This window comes from Microseira wollei NIES-4236, assembly GCF_020521235.1.
GTDB lineage: Bacteria > Cyanobacteriota > Cyanobacteriia > Cyanobacteriales > Aerosakkonemataceae > Microseira > Microseira wollei.
Genome location: NZ_BLAY01000012.1, coordinates 47,673 through 73,325 on the forward strand (window position 1 = coordinate 47,673; position 25,653 = coordinate 73,325).

Here is a 25,653-nt window from a genome sequence, read left to right on the forward strand (position 1 = left end):
CTTGAATCAGATTACTCACCTGTTGGTGCTAGTTCCAGACGCCCAAACACGGGGCGGGGTTTGTTTAATATCTGACCGCCAGTTAATATACCCCATTTAGCATGGGTAGCGAAGCTGGCTGCAACAGCTATTTGCGTTTTGTCATTAAAGTTGATATCGAAACTTAATTGTTGATAAATGTCATGGGCGATATTGGGTACGATGGGCGACAGGAGATATGCTGCCAGCCGCACCGATTCTAGAACCGAGTACAATACTTGCTCGACTGCTGCTTGCTGTTTTTGCTTGTAAAGCGTCCAGGGCGCTTGCTCGTCGATATACTTGTTCCCGGCACGAAGTAGGGCTAAAATGGCTGCTGTGGCGTCGCTGAACGCAAGTGCTTCGTATGCTTGCGCCACTTGCTCTCCCAACGTTATTCCCATCGCTTTTAACCCATTTTCTGCCGGAATATCATCACCAGAGAGGTTGGGAACCTTTCCGCCGCAATATTTGTGGGTCATTGATAAAGTCCGATTGAGCAAATTTCCCAAATTGTCGGCTAAGTCGGCATTGAGTATATCAACAAACCGAGTTTCGTTAAAATCTCCGTCCCGACCAAATTCAATTTCTTTGATGAAGTAATAACGCACCGCATCAGCACCATAGCGGTTAACCAACGCCACCGGATCGATGGTGTTACCCAAACTTTTGCTCATCTTGCGTCCATCTTTGGTCAAAAAGCCATGAACAAAGACTCCACCGGGCAATGGCAAACCCGCAGACATGAGCATGGCAGGCCAGTAGAGGGCATGGAAGCGTAAAATATCTTTACCGATCAGGTGTAAATTGATCGGCCACCATTTAGATAAAGCATTTTCCAGAGTTGGTTCATCCTCCGGATCGAGTAAAGCAGTCACGTAACCCAATAAAGCGTCAAACCAGACATAAAGGATATGGTTGGGGTCAACCGGCACGGGGAAACCCCAATCAAAGTTTACCCGCGAAATGGAAAAATCTTGCAGCCCTTGGCTAATAAAGTTCAATACTTCATTGCGGCGGCTTTCTGGTTGCAGAAAGTCGGGACGCTCTTGATATAGTTTTTCCAGTTGGGTTTGGTACTTAGAAAGTCGGAAGAAGTAATTTTGCTCGTCCCGCCATTCAGTTTTTTTATTTGGGTGGAGGGGGCAAAATCCTTCTGGCAAAAGTTCCCGTTCTTCTTTAAACTCTTCGCAGGCGACGCAGTAGAAGCCTTTTTGCTGCCCTAAGTAAATATCCTCCCGATCCCATACGCGCCCAAAAAATTCTTTCACAATATTGTGATGGCGAGCAGCCGTGGTGCGGCTAAAACGGTCATACTGAATATTGAGCTTAGGCCACAAAGCCTCAAACCCGGCGGCAATTTCATCGCAGTGTTGCTGGGGTGTGAGTCCCCGCCCTTGCGCCGCCTGTTGAATTTTTAACCCGTGTTCGTCAGTTCCGGTAATTAACAGCACATCGCGCCCTTGCAGTCTTTGAAACCGCGCCACTACATCCGCTGCGATCGTTGTATAAGCGCTGCCAATATGGGGTAAATCGTTTACGTAGTATAGAGGCGTTGTCAGAGCAAATGCGTTTTTATTGTTATCTGTATAATTCATGGACAAATGAAAATCGAACAGGCGAAACTGTTTTTAATCATACATGAGTGTCATCATTCCCTTATTTTATTGCTTATTCTTTTAATTTGCTGCATCTCATGCTATGAAATTTAGGTATAAAAATATACTATTTAAACTCCCGGCGACGGCTGCCCAACCGTTGAAAAAATTGAAAATAAATCGCGGCCTGGAATTTACATCCGCTGCGATCGCTACAATATAACCCTGGTTGCACCTTCGGTGGATCCAAAAAGGAAAAGTGTCTCTATCTAGGGGTATTTGTCAAGTGAAGTCGGTTAAAGTTAACAAAAGTTTAGGTATGTTTGCAAAAACTTTTGCTGTTGATGTTGTCAACCCATGTATTCTTATAGTCCACTGCTGATTTCTCAATCGTTTCTCGCTGCTACCGGCACGCGGTTGTTTCTCCACCATCAGGATCGCATCCCGGAAGCTTCTGCGGTGCTGGTGGTGAGCAATCACCGCAGCTTTATGGATGCGCCGGTACTGATGGCATCTGTAGGGCAACCGATTCGTTTTGCTTGCCATCACTACATGAGTCAGGTGCCGATTTTGCGGGAATTTGTGGCGCGCTTGGGGTGCTTTCCCTTAGATGAACCGGGACAAGGACAGCAGCGGTTTTTTACCCAGGCGACTCAACTGTTGCAGGCGCAGCAAATGGTCGGGGTGTTTCCGGAGGGTGGAAAACCGATGGTGAAATTAACTCAAGCAAACCAAATGCAGAAGTTCCACAAGGGATTTGCTCATTTAGCGTTGCGATCGCCTGTACGGAATTTGGCGATTTTGCCGGTAGCGATCGCTTCAATGGAAGAAACCGTCAATTCCGCATTTCCCCTGAAGCTGTTGAGTTTGTTTGACCCCTCAGAACCCTTATTCGACCAACCCGGATGGCATCCTCTGGTAATATATCGGCGCGTCAACGTGCTGATTGGTCGCCCTTGTTGGATAACTCAGCAAGAGCGAGAAAAATACCAGGGCAAACAGGCGAAAGCAGTCGTTGCACAAATCACCCAACATTGTCAGACTGAAATTGGTCAACTGCTTGATCAAGGATGCTATTAAGCGAAAATCCTTTCATCCAAAATCCAAAATTGAACGATGCCAGAGATTAAAAGTCATCCCTGCTTCCTGACGCCCAAATCCCTCAAACCAGATTATCCCCTGTTCGTTTTTTTACCAGGAATGGATGGTACGGGTCAGTTGCTGCGATCGCAAACCGCCGGTTTAGAAAAAGGTTTTGATATCCGCTGTTTGGCAATTCCGCCGGATGACTTGACAAGCTGGGATGTACTGGCAGACCAAGTAATTGCCTTGATTCAAACCGAAGTCGGAAAAGACCCCCAAAGGTCAGTTTATCTATGCGGCGAGTCGTTTGGGGCTTGCTTGGCAATCAAGGTGGCAATCCGCGCGCCTCAGCTGTTTGAACGGGTGATTCTGGTTAATCCAGCGTCTTCTATCAGTCGTCGCCCTTGGATGTATTTTGGCATCCCCCTGACTCGTATTGTCCCGGAATGCTTTTATCACTTCGGTTCGTTGATCGGGTTGCCGGTATTAGCCAATTTGGAAAGGATAGCACCGCGCGATCGCCAAGCGCTGATGGACGCCGTACAAATGGTTCCCCAGAAAACCGCCGTCTGGCGGTTATCTTTATTGAAGGAATTCGATGTTAGCGATCGCCAATTGCGTCGCATCAACCAACCCGTGCTGGTGCTTGCGGGTGCTGCGGATCGGTTGTTGCCTTCAATATCAGAAGCTGAGCATCTTGTCAAGGTTTTACCCAATGCTGAAATGGTGGTGCTGCCCCATAGCGGTCATGCTTGTCTATTGGAGAGGGATGTTAACCTGTACGAAATCATCAAGGAGCGGAAGTTTTTAGCTTGTGGGGACAGGGTTTGGGCGTCGAACCATCAGCCTGTGAGTTGGAGAGTTTAAGAAAATATGTTGGATTGTATCTTAGCTCAAGCGAAATCTGTTATGATAGCGATCCGCAGCGGGTGACTAGCTCAATGGTAGAGCAGTAGACTCTTAATCTATTGGTTCAGGGTTCGAGCCCCTGGTCACCCATAATCGCCCGCATCAATACATCAATTACCCAATTCCCCAATCCCCCAGGTTGAAACCTGGGGCTACACAAACGAAGCCCGCCTGCGCGGGCTTTTTAAATGGGAGACGATATACCATAAGATCAGGACTGACGCAAAGAAACCGGGTTTCTATGAAAAATAGTCGCTTTGTCACCAGAGATAGCAGTAAGAAACCCGGTTTCTAGGTTTGTGTACCTGGATATTGGCAGGTTAAACAGAAATGGCAGGCTATTCCTTAAATTTACCGATTCAGTTAAAGCAAAAAGTACAAGAATATGCCACGCAGCAAGGCATTTCTATAGATGAGTTTATTCTGTGGGCTGTAGCGGAAAAAGTAGGTCAATTAAGCCAGCAACTCGATCAAGCGAGGTTTCCTGAGATTACATATTATCGCGGTGCTAGCGGTCAGTTAGTACCAGTGTTGCGGGGAACTCGTTTGCGGGTGCAAGTTGTTGCAGTTGCTGCCCAAAAATGGGGTTTATCGCCCAATCAAATTGCTCTTGAATATGGCATTAATGAGAAACAAGTGAATGAAGCGCTGGCATTTTATGCCGAGCATAAAGTGGAAATAGACGAAGCGATCGCATCTGAGCAAACTTTGGAAGCAGCGAATGTCTAGTCCAAAGTTGCACCTGGATGCCGATACATCTATTAAAGCGCTGCATCAAGCTTTAGTTTCTCGCGGTCACGATGTCACTCGCACGCCAACTGATTGGATGCCCTTGGATGCCAGCGATGAGATGCAGTTGTTAGGGGCAACAGCTCAAGGACGGTGTATTTTTACTTTCAATATTCGCGATTTTTTAGTATTAGCTGAACTTTATTCCAAACATGGCGGTATTATCCTGGCTGCCCAAAATAGTTGGACACTTTCTGAGTTAATTTCTGCTTTGGATCGTTTGTTATCAGAGACGCAAGCTGCTGACTGGGTGGGACAAGTACGCTGGCTGAATCAATGGCGAAGGTGAGCGATCGCGCTTTATTGGTAGAATGGGGTGGAGAGGGTGCGATTCCTATTTCCTTCGGAAAGGCTTCGCCAACGGATAGGTTCGCTAACGCATCTGATAAAATTATCCAAAATGAAAAAATGTTTCTTCTTCGCTAGTTGCAATTAAGCATGACCGGAATACAATTGTCTCTACCTTTGAAGCTACCTGATACCGAGCCAAATAAAGTTGTTTGGTTTCAGGAAATGTTACAGTCTCTTGGTGTCAAACCTTGTCCAGCTTGGCCCGATCAATTTGGCTTATCTCTCCGCAGATGGCTCGCCGAAAAAGGTCATTCTCCAATTAGAACCTTGAGTTTGTTCTCTGGTGGTGGAGGACTAGATATCGCTTTTCATAATGCTGGCTTTGATATTGTTCAGATGGTTGAGATTGAAGCCAAGTACGTGCAGACACTAGAAAGAAACTCAATACCAGGAAAATGGCTAGAAAATTCCCAACCAACTTGCATCGATATTCGAGAATTTTTTCCGAGTCCGGATTTAGCAATAGATTTTATTATCGGTGGCCCTCCTTGCCAAACCTTTTCTGCCGCTGGTCGTAGAGCATCTGGCGTGGCTGGAATTAGCGATTCTCGCGGTACTCTGTTTCAAGAGTATGTCCGCTTAATCAAAACGCTGCAACCAAAAGGATTTTTGTTTGAGAACGTTTACGGAATCACTGGAGCGCAAAAAGGGGAAGCTTGGCAACAAATTCAAAATGCTTTTAAACAAGCAGGATACACAATTTATTCTCGCATTCTTGATGCAGCAGATTATGGAGTACCGCAGCATAGAGAACGGTTATTTATTGTGGGAATTCGAGAAGGAAGTTATTTATTTCCCTCTCCCACTCATGGCCCTGATTCTCCCGATTGCGAACCTTTTTATTCAGCAGGAGAGGCTGTTGAAGGTATTGATACATCAGATATCGAGGAAGGGATTGGTGGCAGATACGGACACTTACTTAAACAAATACCGCCCGGATTAAATTACAGTTTTTACACAAAAGAAATGGGTCACCCCAACCCAGTATTTAGCTGGCGATCGAAGTTTTCTGATTTTCTCTACAAAGCCGATCCCGAAACGCCAGTAAGGACTATTAAAGCACAGGGAGGGCAATACACAGGGCCTTTTAGCTGGGAGAACCGGCGATTTACGATTGCAGAACTCAAACGGTTGCAAACGATTCCCGATACTTATGAGATTGTGGGGAATCACCAAGTTTGTATTGAACAGATTGGCAATTCCGTACCCCCACAGTTGGGTCGAATTTTAGCTCTCAGTATTTTGGATCAGATCCTGGGTATGGCGCTACCCTTTCCGATGTATTACTTGCAACCAAATAAGCAACTAGGATTTAGACAGCGCAAACGCAAGTTGACAGAGGTATATGCTCAAAAGGCACTCGATGCGATCGCGCACTTACAAAAGACAGAAAAATTCACTTCAAAGTCATCAGCTAACTATACCATCCAAGAAGAGTCTGTAAGGTTTTTATCTACAGACTTTGCTTGGAATGAACAAGAAGTTCCTCATAGTCTGAAAGTTAATCTTAAGTACATTCTGAAGCAGTCTTGCTGGATAATAGAAGCTCACAAAGGTTTATCTAACAGCGAAAATCAATATGTTATTGACATCATCCCATCTTGGGGTCATGAAGATTGGGGTTTAGGAACTAATAAGGTCAGGTTGTGCGCTAGCGATCTAGATTTGCTAATCTTTACAGCATTGTGGAAAGCCTTTGAAGAAAAACTGATCAATCTTACAGGGAAAGCTGACTTAGTTCAGCTTTCTGGTTATTATCAGTACAATCCTCGGATTAGCGGAATACTAACTTTTCAGCCCACATTAAAAGTTTCCCCAATCTGGCGCATAGTGCAATGTGTGGTTAGAGGTATAGGAGTTGCCAAGCAACTACAAGCTCAAGAAATATCGCAGTTATGGGGAATTAAGGTAGATCAGGTATTTGCTCACCTAAAATATTTACGCAGCATGGGTTACGAAGTCAGAAACCACAATACAAATCCTCAAATTTCCAAAGGTGAGTATTTAATACCCTATGCATTTCCAACCCTAACACCCAGAAGTGTTCAACTCCGTAAACATTTAGGAGAAGGTGATGAGTGAGTTGCATCTACGAGTATTCAGAACTAGGAGTGAACTGGTGCTGCCTGATGGAACTATACAGGTTTTCTTAGAAGGTGGCATGAGTCAGTCTGCTAAACTTAAATATCAAAAAATAGCTGGAGAACTCTCTAAGGGTTATCTCGAACAACAAATTATTAGATGTAGAGACAATTTAGCAGAACTTGACTTCTCACGCCTTAGTCAAATTAATCTAGATACTCTCAATAAACTTGTGGAGTCAGTAACCAGCGAAGTGGGAAGGGCGTTGATAGGTTTAACAGTTCTGCAATTATGTGTAAAAGCAATCGAACCCACCCAAAGCATAAGGTTACATAAAGGCAGCGTAGGTAGAAGAGACTTTTCATGGCAAGATGGTATATCAATGCGCTCTTTGGATAAACAGTATATAACGCCTGTTTTGCGTAAATATGATTTGCTGAGACTGAACGCAGATGGATTTATGATGACGCGCAGTTTAGCAGAAAATTATCCTTATACACCCGTCTATAAAGCTAATATTAGAGGCGCTCGTCAAGAATGGCTAAGGATTGTAGAGTCGATTGAAAATAATGAGATATTGCCTGAATCAGCCTTGAATTACTTGCTGTCACAACTTTGGAATCGAGCCAATGAATTTAAAGCATTAGCTGCACAAACAATAGCAAACTTACAGCAATTTTTAAATTCAAATCAACCTGTTAATCAGGAACGCATCACCGCGCTCATAGAGAGACATATAAATGAATCTGATTATGCTGCCAGAATTATGGAAATCGCTATGCATAGTCTGATGCAAGCCATGCAAGACTGTCAAATTCTGGCTGAGGGAGTCTTAAAGCCTCTTTCTCAGATGAGATCGGCAAATAAAAAACATGGCAATGTAGGCGATATTGAGTTATTGTCAGCACAACAAATTGTTGAATCATGGGACGCAAAATATGGCAAATCTTACTTACGAGATGAACTGGAAGAACTAGCAGATAAACTTATAGCAAACCCAACTGTTGCGATTGCTGGCTTTGTTACGAGTGTGGAACCAGATCGACTAGAAGAAATTTTAGCGAGATGTCAAGAAATAGAAGATGAGTTGGGGATTTATATAGAAATATTAACTTTTATAAATTGGGTTAAAAAGCAATTTGAGCGAGGTATAGGAGATAGCTTAATAACAGAGAAAGAACTAGCAAGCGCATGGATTACGGCTTATACCGAATCGCTGGCGCAAAGACGTAGAGAGATTGCGCCGATTGATGAACCTTGCCATCAATGGCTCACCAGTTTGAAAGCAATCTTAGAAAATTAAACACAAAACAGGAGTCACCCCATGAGCGAAACCAAATTACTCAAACAATTGCCCGCCCAGTTAATCTCGCCAGAAAACTTTCAACCTTACGGTCAAGTTATATACGCCTCATCCGACGGAAAACACTACGATTCAACTGATGCTCAATTGGTACTCAACAACGGTATTCCGCGCTTCTACATCATGCGTCTTACCGAAAGAGGGCGTAAATTTCACAAAATTACTCGCCACGTCAAATGCACTCAATGTTTAGGTTCCCTCGAAGGCAAAGAATGGTTAATGGCAGTTGCCCCACCAAGTGAAGCACCCGCACCTAAATTAGAAGAAATATCCGCTTTTAGGATTCCTGGCAATTGTTTTATTAAATTAGAAGTAGGAACCTGGCACGCTGGCCCTTATTTCGATGGTGAATTTGTGGATTTCTACAACCTAGAACTCAGCGATACAAATATCATCGACCACGACACTTATAACATCTTACAAAACCAAAACTTAGAATTAGAAATCGTTTAAATTGGCTAATTGCTAATTGCTAATTGCCTTTTTTCTTAGGGAGGCAGAGCCTCCGGTTACTTTGTTTCCAGGCTGAGCCTGGAAACAAGCAAACAAGCAATTAATTGCTCTTGTCCCCCCTCTCCTTGCAGGAGAGGGGGCTAGGGGGAGAGGTTTCTACACGCATCAATCAACCCTTTAACCCCACTTACCGGCACAATTTTTATCCCCAATTTATCGGCAAGTTCTTCAACCGTCATATCATCTAAAAAGCGAGAATCTCCATGCTTCAGCATCAGGGAAGGTAACAAAATTGCATCCCCTAATTCTTGCCCTTGTAAACCAGCTAACAAATCCTTTCCTGTCAACAAACCAGTGACGGTTATTTGCTGTCCCCAATAGTCGCTACAAAGGGCGACCATATTTACTTCTAATCCTTCTACTCCATTAAGTCGTTGCAGAATCGGTTGAAATGCCAATTCAACCGCATTACCGACTACCCATGTCAATCTTCGCGGCGGGGAAACTTGGTTTGGCAGGCGTTTTGCAGCCTCTTCAAACTGTCTCAAAAATAGGCGAATTGAACCGACGCCGTTGTCTATTTGGGGATAAGTTTCGTAGTGAGATTCGGGGGGCAATTCCTGTTTGGCGATTAAAAACCATTCGTCTGCTAACCAAATACACTGGGATGTTTGATTTTGAGTTTTTGGGTTTGGATTCAGCAGTTTACTTTTATGTCTAGGTTTTGCAGTTGGTATATTTCTTTCTTGTTGCAATAAGGCTTGAATTTGTTGTACTTGGGCAATAACTTCTTGGGCTTTTTCGGGAGTTACTGGCTTTAATTCGTCTTCTGACGGGCGAAAGCGAGTTAACCCTACTGGAACTACTGCTACAGATGCTATTGCCGGTACATCACCTGTGTGAAATTTGGCTAAATCTAGTAAGGTTCTTTCTAGATGTATGCCGTCGTTAATGCCGGGACAAACAACTACTTGGGCGTGAATTTGCAAACGCTTTTCTTGAAACCACTTTATCTGCTCTAAAATTTGTCCAGCGCGGGGATTTTTTAGCAGGCGAATGCGTATTTCTGGTTCCGTTGCGTGAACGGATACGTAGAGGGGGGATAGGCGCATTTGTGCGATGCGTTCCCATTCTCTTTGGGTAAGATTAGTTAAGGTTAAGTAAGACCCATAAAGGAAACTGAGGCGATAGTCATCATCCTTAAGATAGAGAGATTCTCGTTTCCCTGGTGGTTGTTGATCGATGAAGCAAAACGGACAGCGGTTATTACACTGAATTAAACCGTCGAAGAGGGCGGTTTCAAATTCTATCCCTAAATCGTCGTCCCAGTCTTTTTCGATTTCAATTTTATGGGTTTTGCCAGCAGCGTCTAATACTTCCAATTCCAGTATTTCATCGGAACATAGGAATTTATAATCGATCAGATCGCGGGGTTTTTTGCCGTTGATGGCAACTAAGCGATCGCCGACTTCAAACCCAATCTCAGCACCGATAGAATTGGGCAGCACCCTGGTAATTAAAGCTGGACGAATTGCAGTCTCGCTCATTGCTAATTGCTCATTGCTAATTGTTAATTGTTCATTGCTATTACCTGTAGCGATGAACAATTAACCGCCTATCAGATATTTTGCAACAATCCAGCGGCGAGCGCTGCCAAAATTACCACCCCAAACACCAATCGGTACGCGATAAACACAAACGTACTCTTGGTTTGTAAAAAACGTAACAACCACGCGATGGAAAGATAGGAAAATACTGCCGCTGAAATTACCCCGAATAGCAGGGGAATGGGTCCGATACCCGCAAATCCTGTTTCTAGCACACCTTTAAACTCTACCAACCCAGCTAGTGTTATTGCTGGAATTCCGAGTAAAAATGAGAACCTCGCCGCTGTTTCTCGCTTCAAACTCATAAATAATCCAGCGGTGAGGGTTGAACCGGAACGAGAAACGCCGGGAATTAACGCCATTGCCTGGGCTAACCCCATTAAAACGCCATCTTTGACGCCTAACTTGTTAAAATCGCGCTTGCGAGTTCCGACTTTTTCTGCTACTCCCAGCAACAGGGACATGACAATCGAAGCAGTTGCGATCGCTCCCATACTCCGGAGGGGCGAGTTATCAAAATCGGGAATAAATTTCTTAATCAGCAGTCCAAAAAAGACAATGGGTATGGTTCCCAGAGCAATTCCCACTGCCATGCGGAAGTCGTTATCTTGATAATCCTGGCGGGAAATTGCCGCGATCGCTCCCACGGTAATATTCGTGATATCCCGCCAGAAGTACCACAGCACGGCGGCGATGCTCCCCAGCTGAATTACTGCTGTAAAAGCAACTCCCGGATCTCCCCACCCCAATGCTACCGGCACGACTTTTAAATGCGCCGTGCTGCTGATGGGCAAAAACTCGGTCAATCCCTGCACTGCCCCTAAAATAATTGCCTGAAATATATTTACCTGAGCCACATCACCCGCGACTGACGCCGGTGCAGTCGCCTGTGCCAGTTGCGTGCTAATAGCTTTTATGGGCAACGCCAGAATGGCGCTAGTCACTCCCATACTTGTGAATGTCAGTAGTTGATTTCTTGATAAAGCCATAGTGTTTTTGCCAATCGGGCAGGTGGGCAGGTGGGCAGGGGGGCAGGGGGGCAGATGGGCAGATGGAGCAGAGGTCTAGGGGCATTTGAATGTAGATTCTCCCCATCTCCCCTGCTCACCCGCTCACCCGCTCACCTGCCCCATGACAGTCTCGTCCAACTACGATAAGATTAACAATGCCCCCCTGGGGGATAATTTTAGTGATATATTACATAAAATTAACTAAAGTAACAAAAATTAAAAATACGTTGTTAAACAATACCTTGTCTGCCTACACCCCCGTTCCAACCGCGATTGCTTCAACGCCGCCAAAGGCGAGCAAATCTACCACCCGGTGGCGGATTGGCTCGAAGAAAGCCTGGTTAACCTTCGCGGCGGCGTCTTTTCTAGTTTCAGTGCCGGTATTTATCCAAGCGCCCTTAGTACGGCTGCTGCCGTGGTTGAGTTTGGTTTTAACAATTGGCTGGTTAGGTCTGGCTGTGGCGCTGTGGAGGCGCAAGGAAACCCATCTCTGGGGAGATTTACTGGTGGGTTTCACTTGGAGTTGGTTAGCTGGGTCGATTTATTGGGGTTGGTGGCGCTGGGAACCTTTAATTCACTTGCCGGTGGAGGCGATCGGATTACCCTTTGCTTTAGTATGCTTGAGTCGTCGTTGGGGGCAGATGGGAAATTGGTTTTATATCGGTTCCTTGTTTGGCACGGCGGTGACGGATCTGTATTTTTACATAGTGGATTTGATTCCTTTTTGGCGGCAGTTGATGCGGGTAGAACCGGAATTAGCGACACCGATATTGCAACAAGCGCTGGCACAAGTCCAGACACCCTGGGGGATCGCATCAGCAGCAGCACTGGCTGTAATTCTCCTAATTGTGGGGACTTTACCGTTGCGCTGCGGGCAGTTACACTGGTGGGCGTTCAGTGGAGCAGTCTTGAGTACAATTATGGTGGATAGCCTGTTTTGGCTGGCTGCAAGAGCCGCCTAAGCGAGCAGTTCACCTTGCCTGTATTCCCAGCAGCTCGAGTGCCTGAAGTGCTATTTTCTGGAAAAGACAGCGCTCGGGAACTGTGGTAAGCGATCTTGGCTAAGCAGGCATCCCTTTTGCAGGTTAGACTCGAACGAGTACTTGAGGGCACGCGGGAATCTAAAAGGAATGGGCGAGCATTACCAATCTGGTCGAAGACTCGTTATCTGTTGGCCAAAAGGTGACGCGCAACCCCAAAAATCCCTCGGCTGTAGCCGAGATTGTCAAACAAGGTTAAAAACTCTGGCTGGCTCTAGGTGGCTTTTCAGTCGGTGGTGACATTGCAACCCACTTCCACTCCTTATCTGTTACTGCGGACCGAATCCGGAAATCGCTACCTGCCATTAGTGGGTAGTCATTGCTGGACTATTGGTCGGAGTGATGACAACAACTTCGTAATCACAGACCGCTGGATTTCTCGGAACCATGCCATGTTGCAGTGTATGGAAACGGGAGAATTTTATTTAATCGATCTCGGCAGTCGTAACGGCTCGTTTGTCAACGGACGACGAGTCAGCGTACCCGTAACGTTACGACACGGCGATCGCCTCACGTTCGGTCAGACCGAACTGGAGTTTTTCTGCCCTGGCGGGATGCACCAGCCTTTCTCGACTGGTAACTTGATCTCAGACGATTTAACGGCGACTTCTGCGTTACACGTGCGCCGTCTAATCTCGGTCATGGTGGTTGACATTCGCGACTTTACCGTTTTAACCAGGCAACTCGATGAAAAGATCCTCTCAGAAGTCATCGGCACCTGGTTTCGTCATTCCGGCAGCATTATTCGCAAATACGGCAGCTGGGTGGACAAATATATCGGCGATGCGGTGATGGCAGTTTGGTTTCATGGCAGCCAAAAAGTCACTACCAGCGAGATCGCTCAGGTGTGTGGGGCGTTGAACGATCTGTATAAAATGACTCGCGAGCTTAATATGCAATACCCCTTACCCTTCCCGTTGCGAATAGGAGCGGGGATCAATACAGGGTATGCCATGGTAGGCAATACCGGCAGTGGGGATCGCCCAGATTACACCGCTCTGGGCGATACGGTGAATGCTGCCTTTCGCTTAGAATCCTCTACCAAAGAACTGCGCCTCGATGTCGCTTTCGGCGAAGCAACTTACGAATATCTCTTGCCTTTGGGGATAGAGCAAGCTGGTTTCCAGCAACACACGGTGCATCTGAAAGGCTACGATAGCCCGACCGTCACCTATGCCGGAACTTTTGTGGATCTGGAGGCTCTATGGCAAAGGCAACTTCAGTAAAATGGGCTTCTTGAGCCAGGCCACAGGCTTGATCCCAAACCCTCTGTCTGGAATAATCGAGCATGGGCAAAGCGGTAATCCGCTGAACACACCCATAGGATTTAGGCCAAGAAACCCGGTTTTTAGCAAAAATCCTGGGTTTGACAGGGATAAATCGGCGAAAAAACCGGGTTTCTGGCCTCGCGTGCCCCTGTCCTGACCCAGTTTTGCTGCCGCTCCTGCAGCTGACTGAGAACGAACCCGTAAAACCGGGATGTACGGTGCAAAAGTTCGCAAACGGAGCTTTAATAATAGGAGCTGCAAAAACCGCATAATAATCTTTGATACATGCTGTGTGTGGGCAAAAAACCCATCTTTGAGGGAGGTACTGATTTATGAAAGGATTGTTACGTTTGTTAACAATAGCAGCTTTGGTCGTAGGATGCCTGGGATGGCTGGGTCAAACCCAAGCGGCAATGGCAGCGTCTTTGACCGATATCGCATTTCGCCCAAACCCGGTTTTAGCAGCCGAGGTACTGCGGAACAAGGTGGACGAAAAGTTAGGCGAGATGGGCTACAAAATCGACTTGAACAACACGAACGTGCGAGCCTTTAGGAAGCTGCCAGGGATGTTCCCCAACCTGGCGAAGAAAATTGTCGAAAATGCTCCCTACGAAAAGGTAGAAGACGTGCTGGACATTCCCGGACTCAGCGATCGCCAAAAACAACTGCTGCAAGCCAACTTGGATGAATTTACCGTCACTGATGTCGAGACATCCTTGGTCGAAGGAGACGATCGGATTAATAACGGTGTCTATCGGTAATGGGTAATGGCATTCCCAGGCGACCGCCTGGGTCACGAGGGTAATGGGTAATGGAAAAAATTATCCACCCGCCGCTTGCCCGTCGCACTTCCAGCTAGATCGGGACTATGGCAAAGAAACCGGGTTTCTATGAAAAATCGTCGCTTTAGAACTAGAGATCGCAGCTGGAAACCCGGTTTCTAGGTTCTTCTGGCTTAAGTCCAGCTAGATAGTAAAAAGCTAAATCCTCAAAATTCCCACTACTGTAGTTGTAGTGGGAATTTTTACAGATAAACTTAATTAACCCTCTTCTGTAAGAGGCGAAGTATTATGAATAAAAGAATCAAAAGATAAAACTATACAAAATAGGTAGAGCAATCGATGTAGAATTACAAATACTGAAGCATTTGGCAAGAGATGCTCAATCAACAGTTGGAATCATAAACGCTGCTAAATTTACAGCCAGATCAAACAGTTGAATTGTCGTTACCAGACGCCGACCGAGTATTGCGGACTTGGGGAGAAACTTACAACTTACTCGATCTGGCCTACTTACAGAGGTTCACGCTGTTATGAGGTACAGTAGCAGCAAATTACACAGCAATTTTTTAATTGTTGAGGATTGATTAAATTGTACCGCATTACAGCGGTTCCCGCTGTAACTGGTAAAACCCGCCCCTACACGCAATGGGGGCGGGTTTAAATTAACTGTCGCTGATGGCAAAATGGTTGGTAAAACCCGCCCCTAGATACAAAAAATTAACGTCCTGGCAGTGAATTTTGGAAGTTGCGCGCGCCTGTATATCCAGATATTTCGGCGAGTTTTTCTAAAGTTTGCACCCCAGAATACAACTGACCGTTAATTTCCCAAGTTGGATAGCCGGTGATATTAGCAGCTTGGCACAGATCTGGGCGACCATTTTTGCCTTTGGGGTCGCATTCGATGTAATTTAGTTCTTCTGCGGCTTGTTTGCCAAACAGTACTTTTTGCTCGAAGCAGTGGGGACACCAATAAGCGCCGTATTCTTTAGCACCTATTTGTTTTAGATGACGCGCTAGGGCAAGTTCTGCGGGGCCGGATGTGGTAGTAATGGGTGGGCTAGTTAGTCCGGCACTTGCACCAGTTCCAGTATGGGGGGTACTAGCGGTAGCATAGGCACCCAAGGAACCGATCAGCGCCACCAAACCGACAATTATGCCGATAAAAAATAGCTGTCCAATGTCTTCCCAACTGCGACCGACTAATGTGAGGATTAAAAGGCTGATGGAAAAAACGACAGAAGCAAGGCAATAAATACAAAATGCCTTGATCTGAAACGCCATGAGATAGAGAAGATAGCCGCTGAAAACGACCATTGCGATCGCACCCGCAAACAACAGCAGCCAAGTCCAATTTTCCAGCTGGGAGCGTAACTGTTTATTTTCTTGCGGATCGATCCGCAACGGCACTAAAGCCGCTACCATCATCGTTATGTAAGCCAAGAACCCAAACAGCGATAGCGGCACGCCAAACAGTTTGGCATAATTCGACAGCAGAACGGCGTTACAGTTGATAATGCCGCTGGTGGGGCAAAATGCCGCTTCTTTTAGTATCCCCAACTCGATCAGAGTCAGATAAAACGTGTTGAGGGCACCTAAGCCTGCGAGCGCTCCAATTATAGGCCGCGACCAGCGATGAATCCAGGGAGTAGGACGTCTGCGAATCATAATGGAATTTTAGATTTTAGATTTCAGATTTCAGATTTTAGATTCTGGGTGACTATCCCATTTTGACCTATGCAGCCTGGTGTCTAGTTCTAGCATAAGAAACCCGGTTTTTCCAAAAAACCGGGTTTCTCAAATCGGCGACTCAACTAGAACAGCAGGAGTCCCGCACTCTACCTGAAACGTGAGTGCCGGGAGGAATGGGCAGCGCACCAGGAGGGGTTCGATGCCCCGAAAGCTGCCAAATACGCTATAATCGAAGCAAGAATATTCAAATATTGAAAATGTCCCAAGTCCTCACGGTTTCTTGCAAGTTGGAAGTGTTGCCGCAACAGGTTGAAAAGCTTGATGCGGTACTTTCTGCTTTTGCAAAATGCTGTGAGTATGTGAACTCTCACACACCAGAAAAGCTGACTAATCAGATTGCGGTTCAGTCCTTGATTTACAAGGAAGCAAGAGCGCATTCTGGCTTGTCTGCTCAGATGACGATTCACGCGATTCGTCGGGTTTGTGCCAATCGTAAGACCGCAAAACAGAAGGGTAAGCCTGTTAAAGGATTTGCTCCAACCAGCGCAACTTACGACAGCCGCACTTTCACTTTTCGGGAATCTGATTGGGTAGTTAGCCTGACGATGCTAAAGGGCAGAGAGAAATTTAAACTGCATATCGGTAATTACCAGAAACACTTGCTGGCGGGGCAAAATCCCAAATCGGCAACACTGGCAAAGCGCTTTGACGGTAGTTTCTATCTGCAAATTCAGTTGGAGTCTGCGCCACCTGCCATTCCTGAGACTGAGGATGTGCTTGGGGTAGACTTGGGACGTACCGATATTGCTGTTACTAGTGAGGGAGAGAAGTTTAGTGGCAAGGAGATAACCCAGGTTCGAGATAGATATAGTCGGGTTCGGGCTTCGTTGCAGCGCCAAGCGTCCAAAGGCACAAGGTCTAGTCGGCGTAGATGTCGGCAAGTCCTGAAACGGTTGAGTGGAAGTGAACGAAGGTTCCAAGCTTGGCTGAACCATACCTCGAAAACTTGTCATGGCTGCAAAGTGATTGGCAACCGTCACGGTAAAAAATTTGAGTGCCTGAATTTAGCTTGTGGCTGGATGGGCGATGCTGATGTGAACGGGGCAAAAAATATTGCTGCTTTGGGGATGCTCGTAAACCATCCCGGAGGTTCCGAAATAATGTCCTGTTTTTTGCAGGATGTTGTTTTGAGGGCTGCTGAAAGCCCGCGCTGTACCGCCATTGCGGTCAGCGTCGGGTAGTTTACAGCAAAGAAATCTCTTCAGGAATGTAGTTTAACCCCGCTTACCGACTCCGGCTTTTCTTTGGCGGCGATACACCGGCGTGCGGCTTCTACAAATTGGCTGACGCGAATTGGATCTATTGGTTGATCTCGCTTTCCGTGGCGTTTTAGCGAACTGGAAACAATAGCGCCATCTGCTGCTTGCATTAGGGTAGCAATATTTTCCCAGCTAGCGCCGCTGCCGATAAATACTGGCACACCGTTTGCTGCTGCACTTGCGAGTTCGAGATCTTCCAAACTGGGCGGGCTGCCCGTTGCCCAGCCGGATAAAATAATCCCATCGGCTAAACCCCGCTCGATCGTATCAGTGACTGCTACTGTCAGATTGGGGGCGCTCAAGGGTCTAGCGTGTTTTACCAGCACATCTGCCAGTATTTTGACATCGCTGCCCAATTCGCGGCGATACCGCAGCAGTTTATCCGCTTCGCCTTCAATTAACCCTTGATCCGTTGCCATGACGCCCGTCAGGACATTAACGCGGATAAATTGGGCATCGACGCAGCTGGCGATCGCCATCGCGCTGCGTGCGTCGTTTCGCAGTACGTTGACCCCCAATGGCAGGGTTACCAAATTCGCGATCCGCTGGACGATCAGCGTCATGGCGCTGACGACTGCTGGGTCTACCTGACTTTTCGCAAACGGCGCGTCGAAAAAATTTTCTACCATAATGCCGTCTACGCCGCCAGATGCCAAGGCCGTCGCCTCCTGTTCCGCGCGCGCGATCGCTGCTTTGAGACTACCTCCCCAACGGCACGACGTGGGTAGCGGCAATAAATGTACGACACCAATAATCGGGTTCGGTGTTTTGAATATCTGGTTCAAATCCACGGGTTTTCAATTCGGACCCTATAACAAAATCAACTATTTAGAATACAGGTCAGGTTGGAGCTATTCACTAAAAACTTCTCCAACTTTATCTGCCAAATTTACTATTATATCATAAATTATCCAATCGTGCGCGGCTTTATTCCCATATCCGCAGAAATTTTCTTTACCTATCTTAACTGAGAGGGGCAGGGAAAGAAGACGCGGCGACGGAGAGACGCGGGGACGGGTCGAGGTTGATTGAAGATTGTCCCGCGTCCCCACGTCCTCGCGTCAGGAGCGTCACCGCGTCAGGAGAGTCACCGCGTCGGGAGCGTCCCCGCCTCCTCATCTCCCCATCACCAATGACAAAAAAAATTGTTTAGATATGTTTAGATTGTTAATTTTGCGCTACGATTCAGTAATAATGACATCGGTGCAATTTAGAGAGGGCGCGTTGCCGCAAGCAACTAGCTTTTCAGTTGCCGATCCCGAACCGCAGGCTCTGCGAAGTGGTTGGCAAAAGCTGTATTCAGGCGCTGGTGTCATGTATCCCACACGACCTGACTGCCTAGTTTTGATTTGCTAATGCCCGATACCAAAACCTCGAAGCCAACAATTGCTATATCCCATTTAGGTTGCGAAAAGAACCGCATCGATACCGAACATATGCTGGGTCTGCTTGTTGAAGCAGGATACCAGGTAGATTCTAATGAAGAATTAGCCGACTACGTTATTGTAAACACTTGCAGCTTTATCCAGGCGGCGCGGGAAGAATCCGTCCGAACACTGGTAGAACTGGCAGAAGCCAACAAAAAGATCGTGATCGCAGGCTGCATGGCACAACACTTCCAAGCGCAACTGCTGGAAGAAATACCCGAAGCGGTTGCGGTGGTTGGAAGTGCTGATTATAACAAAATCGTAGAAGTAATTCAACGAGCCGAAACGGGAGAACGAGTCCAAGAAGTTTCTGCGGAACCTAGGTATATAGCGGATGAAACCACGCCGCGCTATCGTACTACCCCGGAGGCAGTCGCTTACCTGCGAATTGCCGAAGGGTGCGATTACCGCTGCGCGTTCTGTATTATTCCGCATTTACGGGGGAATCAGCGCTCGCGCTCAATCGAATCCATCGTCGCAGAAGCGGAGCAACTAGCATCCGAAGGCGTTAAAGAAATTATCTTAATTTCTCAAATTACGACTAACTACGGCTTGGACTTGTACGGAAAACCGCAACTAGCCGAACTGTTGCGCGCCTTGGGTAAAGTCGATATACCTTGGATACGGATGCACTACGCCTATCCAACTGGCCTCACACCCGACGTAATCCGGGCAATTCAGGAAGTACCTAACGTTTTACCTTACCTGGATTTACCCTTGCAGCACGCCCATCCAGAAATATTGCGTGGGATGAATCGTCCCTGGCAAGGGCAAGTAAATGATAGAATTATAGAAAGGATAAAAACAGCGCTACCACAGGCGACTCTGCGAACAACATTTATCGTCGGGTTTCCAGGGGAGACGGACGAACACTTTGAACACCTGGTAGAGTTTGTCGAGCGCCACGAGTTCGACCATGTAGGTGTTTTCACCTTCTCCCCGGAAGAAGGAACCCCAGCCTATAATTTGCCGAATCAATTATCCCAATCAGTAATGGATGAGCGTCGGGATAGACTGATGCGCGTTCAGCAGCCCATTTCATTAAAGAAAAATCAAGCCGAAGTGGGCAAGTACGTGGATGTTCTGATCGAACAGGAAAATCCAGAAACTGGGGAATTAATCGGTCGAAGCGCCCGATTTTCTCCAGAAGTGGATGGCCTTGTTTACGTTCGGGGTGACGCCCGTTTGGGGTCAATGGCGCGAGTGGAAATCACAGACGCCGATTTTTACGACCTCTACGGAACAGTCATGGGTTAGCGGTGATTGGTAATGGGTAATCGGTGATGGGCGATCGCTTAATCGCCGATTGCTGTTCGCCCATCGCTAGATCGCAACTGACTGGGGCAGGTTTAGATAAATTGTCGATTATTGCATAAATAATTGGTAAAACCCGCCCCTACACAACTGACAACTTACAACTAACAACTAAAAAGGATTCAATGACTCTAACCTTCAAGAACTTAGGGATCTCGGAAGCACGTGCTGAGCATCTCGAAAAAAATGGACTGACAACGCCCACACAAATCCAAGCGCAAGCAATCCCTCAATTGCTGGCAGGTCGGGATGTGGTCGGTCAGTCGCAAACAGGAACAGGGAAAACGGCAGCGTTTTCGTTGCCGATTTTGGAACGGATTGATGTAAATCGGACTGAAGTCCAAGCCTTGATTCTAACACCAACCCGCGAATTAGCGGTGCAAGTTTGTCAGGCGATTCGCGATTTTAATATCGATCGTAACTTGTGGATTCTGCCAGTATACGGCGGTCAAGCAATCGAGCGCCAAACCCGTCGCCTCAAACAAGGCGTTCACATCGTTGTGGGAACGCCGGGACGAATCATCGACCTGATGGAACGGGGAGAGCTTAAACTAAACGCGGTAAGCTGGTTGGTATTAGATGAAGCCGATGAAATGCTGAGCATGGGCTTTATCGACGATGTGGAAAAAATCCTCAAGCAAGTTCCCACCGAACGGCAAACCGCGTTTTTCTCGGCGACAATGCCGCCAGTGATTCGGGAATTAGTGGCGAAATTCTTGCGCTCGCCGATTACAGTTTCGGTAGAACAGCCGAAAGCTGCACCCAAACAAATCAATCAGGTGGCTTACACAATTCCCCGTGGCTGGACGAAAGCCCGTGCCTTGCAGCCTATTTTAGAACTGGAAGACCCAGAATCGGCGATTATTTTCGTCCGCACGCGCCGCGCCGCCGCCGAACTGACCAACCAATTGCAAGCAGCTGGCTGGGGTGTAGATGAATACCACGGCGACCTCAACCAACAAGCGCGGGAACGTTTGTTAATGCGGTTCCGCAACAAGCAAGTACGGATGATAGTTGCTACCGATATCGCCGCGCGGGGGTTGGATGTGGATCATCTCAGCCACGTGATAAACTACGACTTACCCGATAGCGTAGAAAACTACGTCCACCGCATCGGACGGACAGGACGCGCCGGACGCACAGGAACGGCAATTTCGATCATTGAACCATTCGATCGGCGCAAGTTGCGGTTAATTGAACGCCACGTGCGGCAAAACTTGATCGTGCGGTCGATACCGACACGATCGCAAATTGAAGCGCGCCAATTAGAGAAACTGCAACAACAAGTGCGGGAAGCTTTAGTTGGGGAACGCATGGCATCTTTCCTACCGCTAGTGGCTCAATTAGCAGAGGAGTATGAGGTACATGCGATCGCAGCTGCTGCATTGCAAATGGCTTACGATCAAACCCGTCCCGCCTGGATGCGGTCAGAAGACTACATGCCAGAAGAAGAAGTGGCGAATTCCAAGCCCAAACCGATTATCAAACGTGCGCGTACTTCTCCACCCAAAGTTGAACTTGGCAAGTAAGAAAATTTGCCAATTGTTGTGAGAAATAAATAGAAAGATGGGGAGATAAAAAAAGGTTATCTCCCCTTTTTTTATTAGAGCTGTTGCCAAAAATATTTGGGGCGGGCAATACGTCCCACCCCACAAGATTTTTTGGGGTTTTGTGGGGTGGGCGACACGAGCAGCCTTCATAGAAACCCGGTTATTGTATCAAGTGGGATTCGTTTAGCCTAAAGATTCAGCAAGGAATTCAACAAGGTAGACAAGAAAACAGACAAGAAGGACAGCGCTCGATAATAGAAAACTTCCTGGGAGTGCGCTTTGGTGAATTAGACGCAATTTTAACGGCTTTTTTAGAGCCAATATCCGCTTTACCTTCTGCCGAATTTACACTGTTGTTGCAACAGTTACCTCAATTATCTGATGAAGAACTGTTAGTTAGATTATCCAATACTACTCGCTAATAAATCTAAAACTTAGTGGCGATATGGTGTTATCCTGGGATTGTAACGCGGTTTATACAGAAACCCGGTTTCTCTAAGACTTCTATGGATATGCCATCCGGGTGGATAATGGCGCTGTCAAAGGGGGTTTTTTCCAATAGCTTGCCCCCCGCTTCGAGGAATTTTGTTTTGAGGTTTTCTAGAAGATAAACTGGATCGACGCCGATGTTGAGAACGTCTCTTACCCACATCTCGGAACTGCCAAAAAAGCCGATGCGGGCGGGGTTGTATTCGGTGGCGATCGCTTTTTCCAATTCTGCTGCTGAAAGCAGTCCCAATTCGACAAATGTTTCTAATTCTTGGCGCGAGATATTCCATTCTTGATCTCTCCCGCGCAAGATTCCTCGTTCAACTAAAGCAACTCGCCAACCTCGTTTCGCTAATGCTGCGCCGATTAATATTCCTAAAGTGCCGCCGCAGATGACAACATCAAAATCTACTTCTCCCAAGGGTGTGGGATTTTTTTTGACTACGTTGGGGATGGGTGCGGTGTTTTCTTTGAGGGTTTTCCACAAAGTATCGACGCGGCGCAGTTGTGCTAAGACATTGCCGGGGAGTTGGGAAAGAATTTGTTCGGTGAGAGTCATGATGGGAGTGGGTTAGACAGGAATTACTAATTGTTATGGTAGTGCGATCGCAGGCAGCAGAGGATAGAATCTAGTCAGAGCGCAACCTAGCAGACTGCTGGAAACCGTTAAATGCTAAAAACTAACTCAAAATCGAATACCCAGAGACATTTCCCGATGCTTTGCAACAGACAAGAGAACAATTTGAGCAAGAAGCTAAATGGGCGATGGCGGTCAAATTGTTTGAAATGAAACGCTTATCTTCGGGTATGGCTGCTGCATTGGTAGGGACAGATCGAGTAACTTTCTTGTTGAATTTACATCGTTATGGAGTTGCGATGATCGATTTAACAGAAGATGAACTTTTATCCGATTTAGAGAATGCCTGAAACTAACAGAATTGTGAGCAACTGTGACAGTGGGATCGCTTTTGCACTTCGGGATTGGGGGAGTGTGGATGAGTGCGATCGCTTGTTGTTGTACCGAATGAGCCGAACGAGTGAACTCGCGGCTACACAAACGAAGCCTGCCTTCGCAGGCTTTGCGGTTGTCTGCGTGTTATTACGGGTGCGATCGCGGTTTTATCTCGATTCGACAATACTGAATAGCCTGAAGATACGGAGATTTACGGTTTCGGATGACTACTTAGTTGGGTAAAAATTGGGTTAGCGAAAATGCGGAGACGGAAATGAAGGCGCGATCGCTACTTAGTTTCATGGTGAGCCTGAGTGCTTTAGTTACTGGGTTATCCACTAGACCGCAATCTGCAACTGCGGCTCCAGCACCCATCTTTAGACCAATTATTAGGGATATTCAAAATCAACTTCCTAGAAATTTGGTGTTTCGTTTGCCAAGTAATCTGCCTACATCATTACATAGGTCTAATAGGTTGGCAGGTGTAGAACCCGAATTTAGAGCAGATCGTGAAAGCTTTTCCCTGACAATTAAATATGTTGGATGTGAGCGGGATTTTCAACCTGGTGGTAGAGGATATGCAATAAACTGCGTACCACTTTCAATCTATTCAAGTACCCTTTCATCACAAGGCTATCAGGAGTTTAATCAACGGTTTAGACAATATGCTACATCTGTCAATTTACAAAGAAATGTGCAAGCTTACCATTCTACATTGGGAGATGGCTGGTATACAATACAGTGGGTTCAAGACAGAACATTTTTTATGATTTCATCTCCCTCTTGGATCTGATCTCCAAATGAGTTGATTCAAGTTGCTCGTTCAATGGCAAATGAGTCTCCAATTTATGATATTGCTACTGCCACTTCTCGGAATACCATAGCGCGATCGCCTAATTCTGGACAACAGACGGCGACGCGGCGACCAAGTTCATCTGGGAGCTATTCAACATGCCAGTCTAGCAGTAATAGAGATATAAGTCGGTATTGTTTCAGGCTAGGGGACTCTGGGACTCTAATTGAGAATTTGGTTGAAGACTTACGAGTGGCTGGCTATTACGAAGGTAGAACTACCAATCGTTTTGACTCAAAAGTAGAGCAAGCTGTAAAAAGGTTTCAACAGGATTATCGTTATATTGAAGCGATGTCAGTGCTGGCAGTAGATGGTATCGTTGGCCCAGATACTTTACTGCGTCTTTGTCAAGCTACAAGGCGCGGCTGCGGGCCGAATGCTGGCTTAGAATGCTACCAGGGTTCACCAATAGGCGTGATAGGATGTTTGGAAAGGTATAACCAGTATGTAGCGACGGAGCGATCGCCTTCTCGAAATGAACAGAGTACGGCAGAAAGATCGCCTAATTCTGGACAACAGACGGCGGCGGGGCGATCGCTTCTGGTAGCTGCTAATGCACAATCAATTCGTGGGGTTACTGTTCCACCCGCTGAAAAAAGTCCTAGTCGGCTAGCAGATGGCTATGGCTTCTTTCTTGATAAACCCAATGCTATAACACTAGATGATGGAACATTAGTATACAGCTTTGATGTGTATAACTTGGGTTATGCTGATGGTGTAATTGAGGTATATGATTCACGCAATAAATTGATTGAAGTTAGAGGAATTGAAGGATTTAGAAATCCTGCTACTAACTTATACGCTTTCCCAGTAGAAGGAGTGAACAGGCTTTTCAGACTAGCTACTGAAGGATATGGTATTTTGGATTTGAGAAATGCATTCGGTAGAGCGAAAAAGACTGAAATTAGAAACATAGCTATTCCACGTGGAGGACGCTTGATTTTCACTAAAAATAGCGAAGGATCCATGAGATATAACCAAGCAACTTTCGTAATGGCAGTTTTAGCTGATTCAGTATTATCGAAATTTCCTAGCGGTGATAATGCTACTCTTAAAACAAATATTCTGTCATCTCTTTTTATCGAACTTCAAAAAGAACGAGTTGGTAGCTTGCTCCGAGATGGGATGTTGCTAACAGCGCAGGATAGCCGAAGAGCTTTTGCCAACCAAAGTTGGATTGAGGAGCAGAACTTATCCAAGCTAATGGAAATAGGATCTAAGGTTCTTGCACAAGAGTTGTTGAAATATGGAGTGTAACGCACGGTAGTTGAGCAGTTAGTTTTAGGAAAAAAATTAAGTTTTTGGGTGACAGCCGCAGAAACTATTGTACAAGGTAGCAATGCCTTTTTACAATGGCTTGATTTGGATCGTTCTAGAAAATGGGAACAAGAAGACGGGCAACCTTTTGGTATCTCTAATTGAAGCTGATTATGACTGAGGCAGCCTTAAGTAGCTTTAAGAAAAATAAGTAGGTTGGGTTAAGGTGAATAAAGCCAACGCTAATTCCTACTAGGTTGGGTTATTGCAACAGCGAAACCCAACCCACAGTTGTTTTTAATTATAAATATGCGATCGCTCTTTGTTGTGCCGAATGAGCGCCTTCCGCCTGAAGGCGCGGCTACACAAACAGAGCAACGCCTTCGCGGGCTGGGTGTTTAGATCAGTAAGATTGCGGGTGCTATCGCGAGCAAAACTTTCGCAAAATAC

At 46.4% G+C, this 25,653-nt stretch carries 24 protein-coding genes, 1 tRNA gene and 1 pseudogene; 19 read left to right on the plus strand and 7 right to left on the minus strand.

Annotated elements, in window-relative coordinates; genetic code table 11:
- Positions 1–11: 11 nt before the first annotated feature.
- Entirely contained in the window at positions 12–1,616 is a 1,605-nt protein-coding gene (gene metG / locus MiSe_RS05735) for a methionine--tRNA ligase (RefSeq protein ID WP_226575880.1), read from the minus strand.
- Between the two features lie 357 nt (positions 1,617–1,973).
- Between metG and MiSe_RS05740 the strand changes: the two genes are divergently transcribed.
- The 8 genes from MiSe_RS05740 (at position 1,974) to MiSe_RS05775 (ending at position 8,646) form a co-directional block, all read left to right on the plus strand.
- Positions 1,974–2,696 (plus strand): lysophospholipid acyltransferase family protein, encoded by a 723-nt coding sequence (locus MiSe_RS05740; RefSeq protein ID WP_226575882.1) that lies wholly within the window; start codon positions 1,974–1,976, stop codon positions 2,694–2,696.
- A 36-nt stretch (positions 2,697–2,732) separates the two neighbouring features.
- Complete coding sequence (locus tag MiSe_RS05745) at positions 2,733–3,566, plus strand: alpha/beta fold hydrolase (RefSeq protein WP_226575884.1); 834 nt, start codon at positions 2,733–2,735, stop codon at positions 3,564–3,566.
- Between the two features lie 60 nt (positions 3,567–3,626).
- Positions 3,627–3,698 (plus strand) — tRNA-Lys (locus MiSe_RS05750).
- A 240-nt stretch (positions 3,699–3,938) separates the two neighbouring features.
- Positions 3,939–4,337, plus strand: coding sequence for a DUF433 domain-containing protein (locus MiSe_RS05755; RefSeq protein WP_226575886.1), 399 nt, complete (start codon positions 3,939–3,941; stop codon positions 4,335–4,337).
- Positions 4,330–4,686 carry a DUF5615 family PIN-like protein gene (locus MiSe_RS05760; protein ID WP_226575893.1) on the plus strand — a complete coding sequence of 119 codons (357 nt, stop codon included), beginning with the start codon at positions 4,330–4,332 and terminating at the stop codon, positions 4,684–4,686. Before MiSe_RS05755 ends, MiSe_RS05760 begins: the two co-directional genes overlap by 8 nt.
- A gap of 149 nt (positions 4,687–4,835) precedes the next feature.
- Positions 4,836–6,830 carry a DNA cytosine methyltransferase gene (locus MiSe_RS05765; RefSeq protein ID WP_226575895.1) on the plus strand — a complete coding sequence of 665 codons (1,995 nt, stop codon included), beginning with the start codon at positions 4,836–4,838 and terminating at the stop codon, positions 6,828–6,830.
- A 37-nt stretch (positions 6,831–6,867) separates the two neighbouring features.
- The gene (locus MiSe_RS05770; protein WP_226575897.1) at positions 6,868–8,133 is read left to right on the plus strand and encodes a hypothetical protein; all 1,266 of its coding nucleotides are present in this window, start codon (positions 6,868–6,870) and stop codon (positions 8,131–8,133) included.
- Between the two features lie 21 nt (positions 8,134–8,154).
- Entirely contained in the window at positions 8,155–8,646 is a 492-nt protein-coding gene (locus MiSe_RS05775) for an ureidoglycolate lyase (RefSeq protein WP_226575898.1), read from the plus strand.
- A gap of 140 nt (positions 8,647–8,786) precedes the next feature.
- Here MiSe_RS05775 and MiSe_RS05780 read toward each other — a convergent pair whose 3' ends face one another.
- Positions 8,787–10,193: a DUF512 domain-containing protein gene (locus tag MiSe_RS05780; protein WP_226575900.1), complete on the minus strand. Its 1,407-nt coding sequence runs from the start codon at positions 10,191–10,193 to the stop codon at positions 8,787–8,789.
- Between the two features lie 71 nt (positions 10,194–10,264).
- Complete coding sequence (locus tag MiSe_RS05785) at positions 10,265–11,242, minus strand: undecaprenyl-diphosphate phosphatase (RefSeq protein WP_226575902.1); 978 nt, start codon at positions 11,240–11,242, stop codon at positions 10,265–10,267.
- A 248-nt stretch (positions 11,243–11,490) separates the two neighbouring features.
- Here MiSe_RS05785 and MiSe_RS05790 point away from each other — a divergent pair, with 248 nt between their 5' ends.
- From MiSe_RS05790 to psbU, 3 genes are all read left to right on the plus strand, one after another.
- Entirely contained in the window at positions 11,491–12,225 is a 735-nt protein-coding gene (locus MiSe_RS05790; RefSeq protein ID WP_373872757.1) for a DUF3120 domain-containing protein, read from the plus strand.
- A 311-nt stretch (positions 12,226–12,536) separates the two neighbouring features.
- Positions 12,537–13,529: an adenylate/guanylate cyclase domain-containing protein gene (locus MiSe_RS05795; RefSeq protein WP_373872760.1), complete on the plus strand. Its 993-nt coding sequence runs from the start codon at positions 12,537–12,539 to the stop codon at positions 13,527–13,529.
- Between the two features lie 374 nt (positions 13,530–13,903).
- Positions 13,904–14,332: a photosystem II complex extrinsic protein PsbU gene (psbU, locus tag MiSe_RS05800; protein WP_226575906.1), complete on the plus strand. Its 429-nt coding sequence runs from the start codon at positions 13,904–13,906 to the stop codon at positions 14,330–14,332.
- A gap of 738 nt (positions 14,333–15,070) precedes the next feature.
- Here psbU and MiSe_RS05805 read toward each other — a convergent pair.
- Positions 15,071–16,018: a vitamin K epoxide reductase family protein gene (locus tag MiSe_RS05805; protein ID WP_226575908.1), complete on the minus strand. Its 948-nt coding sequence runs from the start codon at positions 16,016–16,018 to the stop codon at positions 15,071–15,073.
- Positions 16,019–16,299: 281 nt separating this feature from the next.
- Between MiSe_RS05805 and MiSe_RS05810 the strand changes: the two genes are divergently transcribed.
- Positions 16,300–17,283 (plus strand): RNA-guided endonuclease InsQ/TnpB family protein, encoded by a 984-nt coding sequence (locus MiSe_RS05810; RefSeq protein ID WP_226575910.1) that lies wholly within the window; start codon positions 16,300–16,302, stop codon positions 17,281–17,283.
- A 20-nt stretch (positions 17,284–17,303) separates the two neighbouring features.
- Here the strand turns inward: MiSe_RS05810 and btpA are convergent, their stop codons facing one another.
- The gene (gene btpA, locus MiSe_RS05815) at positions 17,304–18,152 is read right to left on the minus strand and encodes a photosystem I biogenesis protein BtpA (protein ID WP_226575911.1); all 849 of its coding nucleotides are present in this window, start codon (positions 18,150–18,152) and stop codon (positions 17,304–17,306) included.
- Positions 18,153–18,324: 172 nt separating this feature from the next.
- Complete coding sequence (locus MiSe_RS05820; protein ID WP_226575913.1) at positions 18,325–18,480, minus strand: hypothetical protein; 156 nt, start codon at positions 18,478–18,480, stop codon at positions 18,325–18,327.
- Positions 18,481–18,716: 236 nt separating this feature from the next.
- On the opposite strand from MiSe_RS05820, the gene rimO reads away from it, so the two are divergent.
- The 3 genes from rimO to MiSe_RS05835 all read left to right on the plus strand — a co-directional run bounded on the left by rimO (position 18,717) and on the right by MiSe_RS05835 (position 22,074).
- Positions 18,717–20,045 (plus strand): 30S ribosomal protein S12 methylthiotransferase RimO, encoded by a 1,329-nt coding sequence (gene rimO / locus MiSe_RS05825; protein ID WP_226575921.1) that lies wholly within the window; start codon positions 18,717–18,719, stop codon positions 20,043–20,045.
- 182 nt (positions 20,046–20,227) lie between these two features.
- Positions 20,228–21,631, plus strand: a complete 1,404-nt coding sequence (locus tag MiSe_RS05830; RefSeq protein WP_226575922.1) for a DEAD/DEAH box helicase — start codon at positions 20,228–20,230, stop codon at positions 21,629–21,631.
- A 293-nt stretch (positions 21,632–21,924) separates the two neighbouring features.
- A complete protein-coding gene (locus MiSe_RS05835) occupies positions 21,925–22,074 on the plus strand; it encodes a hypothetical protein (RefSeq protein ID WP_226575924.1) in 150 nt (49 codons plus the stop codon).
- A gap of 80 nt (positions 22,075–22,154) precedes the next feature.
- Here MiSe_RS05835 and MiSe_RS05840 read toward each other — a convergent pair.
- Positions 22,155–22,700, minus strand: a pseudogene (locus MiSe_RS05840) (FAD-dependent monooxygenase family protein); the annotation flags it as partial.
- Between the two features lie 131 nt (positions 22,701–22,831).
- On the opposite strand from MiSe_RS05840, the gene MiSe_RS05845 reads away from it, so the two are divergent.
- From MiSe_RS05845 to MiSe_RS05860, 4 genes are read left to right on the plus strand one after another with little or no spacing between them, the layout of a single operon-like run.
- Entirely contained in the window at positions 22,832–23,068 is a 237-nt protein-coding gene (locus MiSe_RS05845; RefSeq protein ID WP_226575962.1) for a UPF0175 family protein, read from the plus strand.
- Positions 23,069–23,081: 13 nt separating this feature from the next.
- A complete protein-coding gene (locus tag MiSe_RS05850; RefSeq protein ID WP_226575926.1) occupies positions 23,082–23,336 on the plus strand; it encodes a hypothetical protein in 255 nt (84 codons plus the stop codon).
- Positions 23,329–23,886 (plus strand): hypothetical protein, encoded by a 558-nt coding sequence (locus MiSe_RS05855; protein ID WP_226575928.1) that lies wholly within the window; start codon positions 23,329–23,331, stop codon positions 23,884–23,886. The genes MiSe_RS05850 and MiSe_RS05855 overlap by 8 nt, the downstream gene beginning before the upstream one ends.
- A 33-nt stretch (positions 23,887–23,919) precedes the next feature.
- A complete protein-coding gene (locus MiSe_RS05860) occupies positions 23,920–25,203 on the plus strand; it encodes a peptidoglycan-binding domain-containing protein (protein ID WP_226575930.1) in 1,284 nt (427 codons plus the stop codon).
- Positions 25,204–25,653 lie beyond the last annotated feature (450 nt).

Coding starts and splice junctions, on each gene's coding strand:
- MiSe_RS05810 (WP_226575910.1), top strand. CDS start 16,300: ATGTCCCAAGTCCTCACGGTTTCTTGCAAGTTGGAAGTGTTGCCGCAA.
- MiSe_RS05780 (WP_226575900.1), bottom strand. CDS start 10,193: ATGAGCGAGACTGCAATTCGTCCAGCTTTAATTACCAGGGTGCTGCCC.
- MiSe_RS05755 (WP_226575886.1), top strand. CDS start 3,939: ATGGCAGGCTATTCCTTAAATTTACCGATTCAGTTAAAGCAAAAAGTA.
- psbU (WP_226575906.1), top strand. CDS start 13,904: ATGAAAGGATTGTTACGTTTGTTAACAATAGCAGCTTTGGTCGTAGGA.
- metG (WP_226575880.1), bottom strand. CDS start 1,616: ATGAATTATACAGATAACAATAAAAACGCATTTGCTCTGACAACGCCT.
- rimO (WP_226575921.1), top strand. CDS start 18,717: ATGCCCGATACCAAAACCTCGAAGCCAACAATTGCTATATCCCATTTA.
- MiSe_RS05785 (WP_226575902.1), bottom strand. CDS start 11,242: ATGGCTTTATCAAGAAATCAACTACTGACATTCACAAGTATGGGAGTG.
- MiSe_RS05805 (WP_226575908.1), bottom strand. CDS start 16,018: ATGATTCGCAGACGTCCTACTCCCTGGATTCATCGCTGGTCGCGGCCT.
- MiSe_RS05830 (WP_226575922.1), top strand. CDS start 20,228: ATGACTCTAACCTTCAAGAACTTAGGGATCTCGGAAGCACGTGCTGAG.
- MiSe_RS05860 (WP_226575930.1), top strand. CDS start 23,920: ATGGCAAATGAGTCTCCAATTTATGATATTGCTACTGCCACTTCTCGG.
- MiSe_RS05745 (WP_226575884.1), top strand. CDS start 2,733: ATGCCAGAGATTAAAAGTCATCCCTGCTTCCTGACGCCCAAATCCCTC.
- MiSe_RS05765 (WP_226575895.1), top strand. CDS start 4,836: ATGACCGGAATACAATTGTCTCTACCTTTGAAGCTACCTGATACCGAG.
- MiSe_RS05760 (WP_226575893.1), top strand. CDS start 4,330: ATGTCTAGTCCAAAGTTGCACCTGGATGCCGATACATCTATTAAAGCG.
- MiSe_RS05820 (WP_226575913.1), bottom strand. CDS start 18,480: ATGAGGAGGCGGGGACGCTCCCGACGCGGTGACTCTCCTGACGCGGTG.
- MiSe_RS05740 (WP_226575882.1), top strand. CDS start 1,974: ATGTATTCTTATAGTCCACTGCTGATTTCTCAATCGTTTCTCGCTGCT.
- MiSe_RS05775 (WP_226575898.1), top strand. CDS start 8,155: ATGAGCGAAACCAAATTACTCAAACAATTGCCCGCCCAGTTAATCTCG.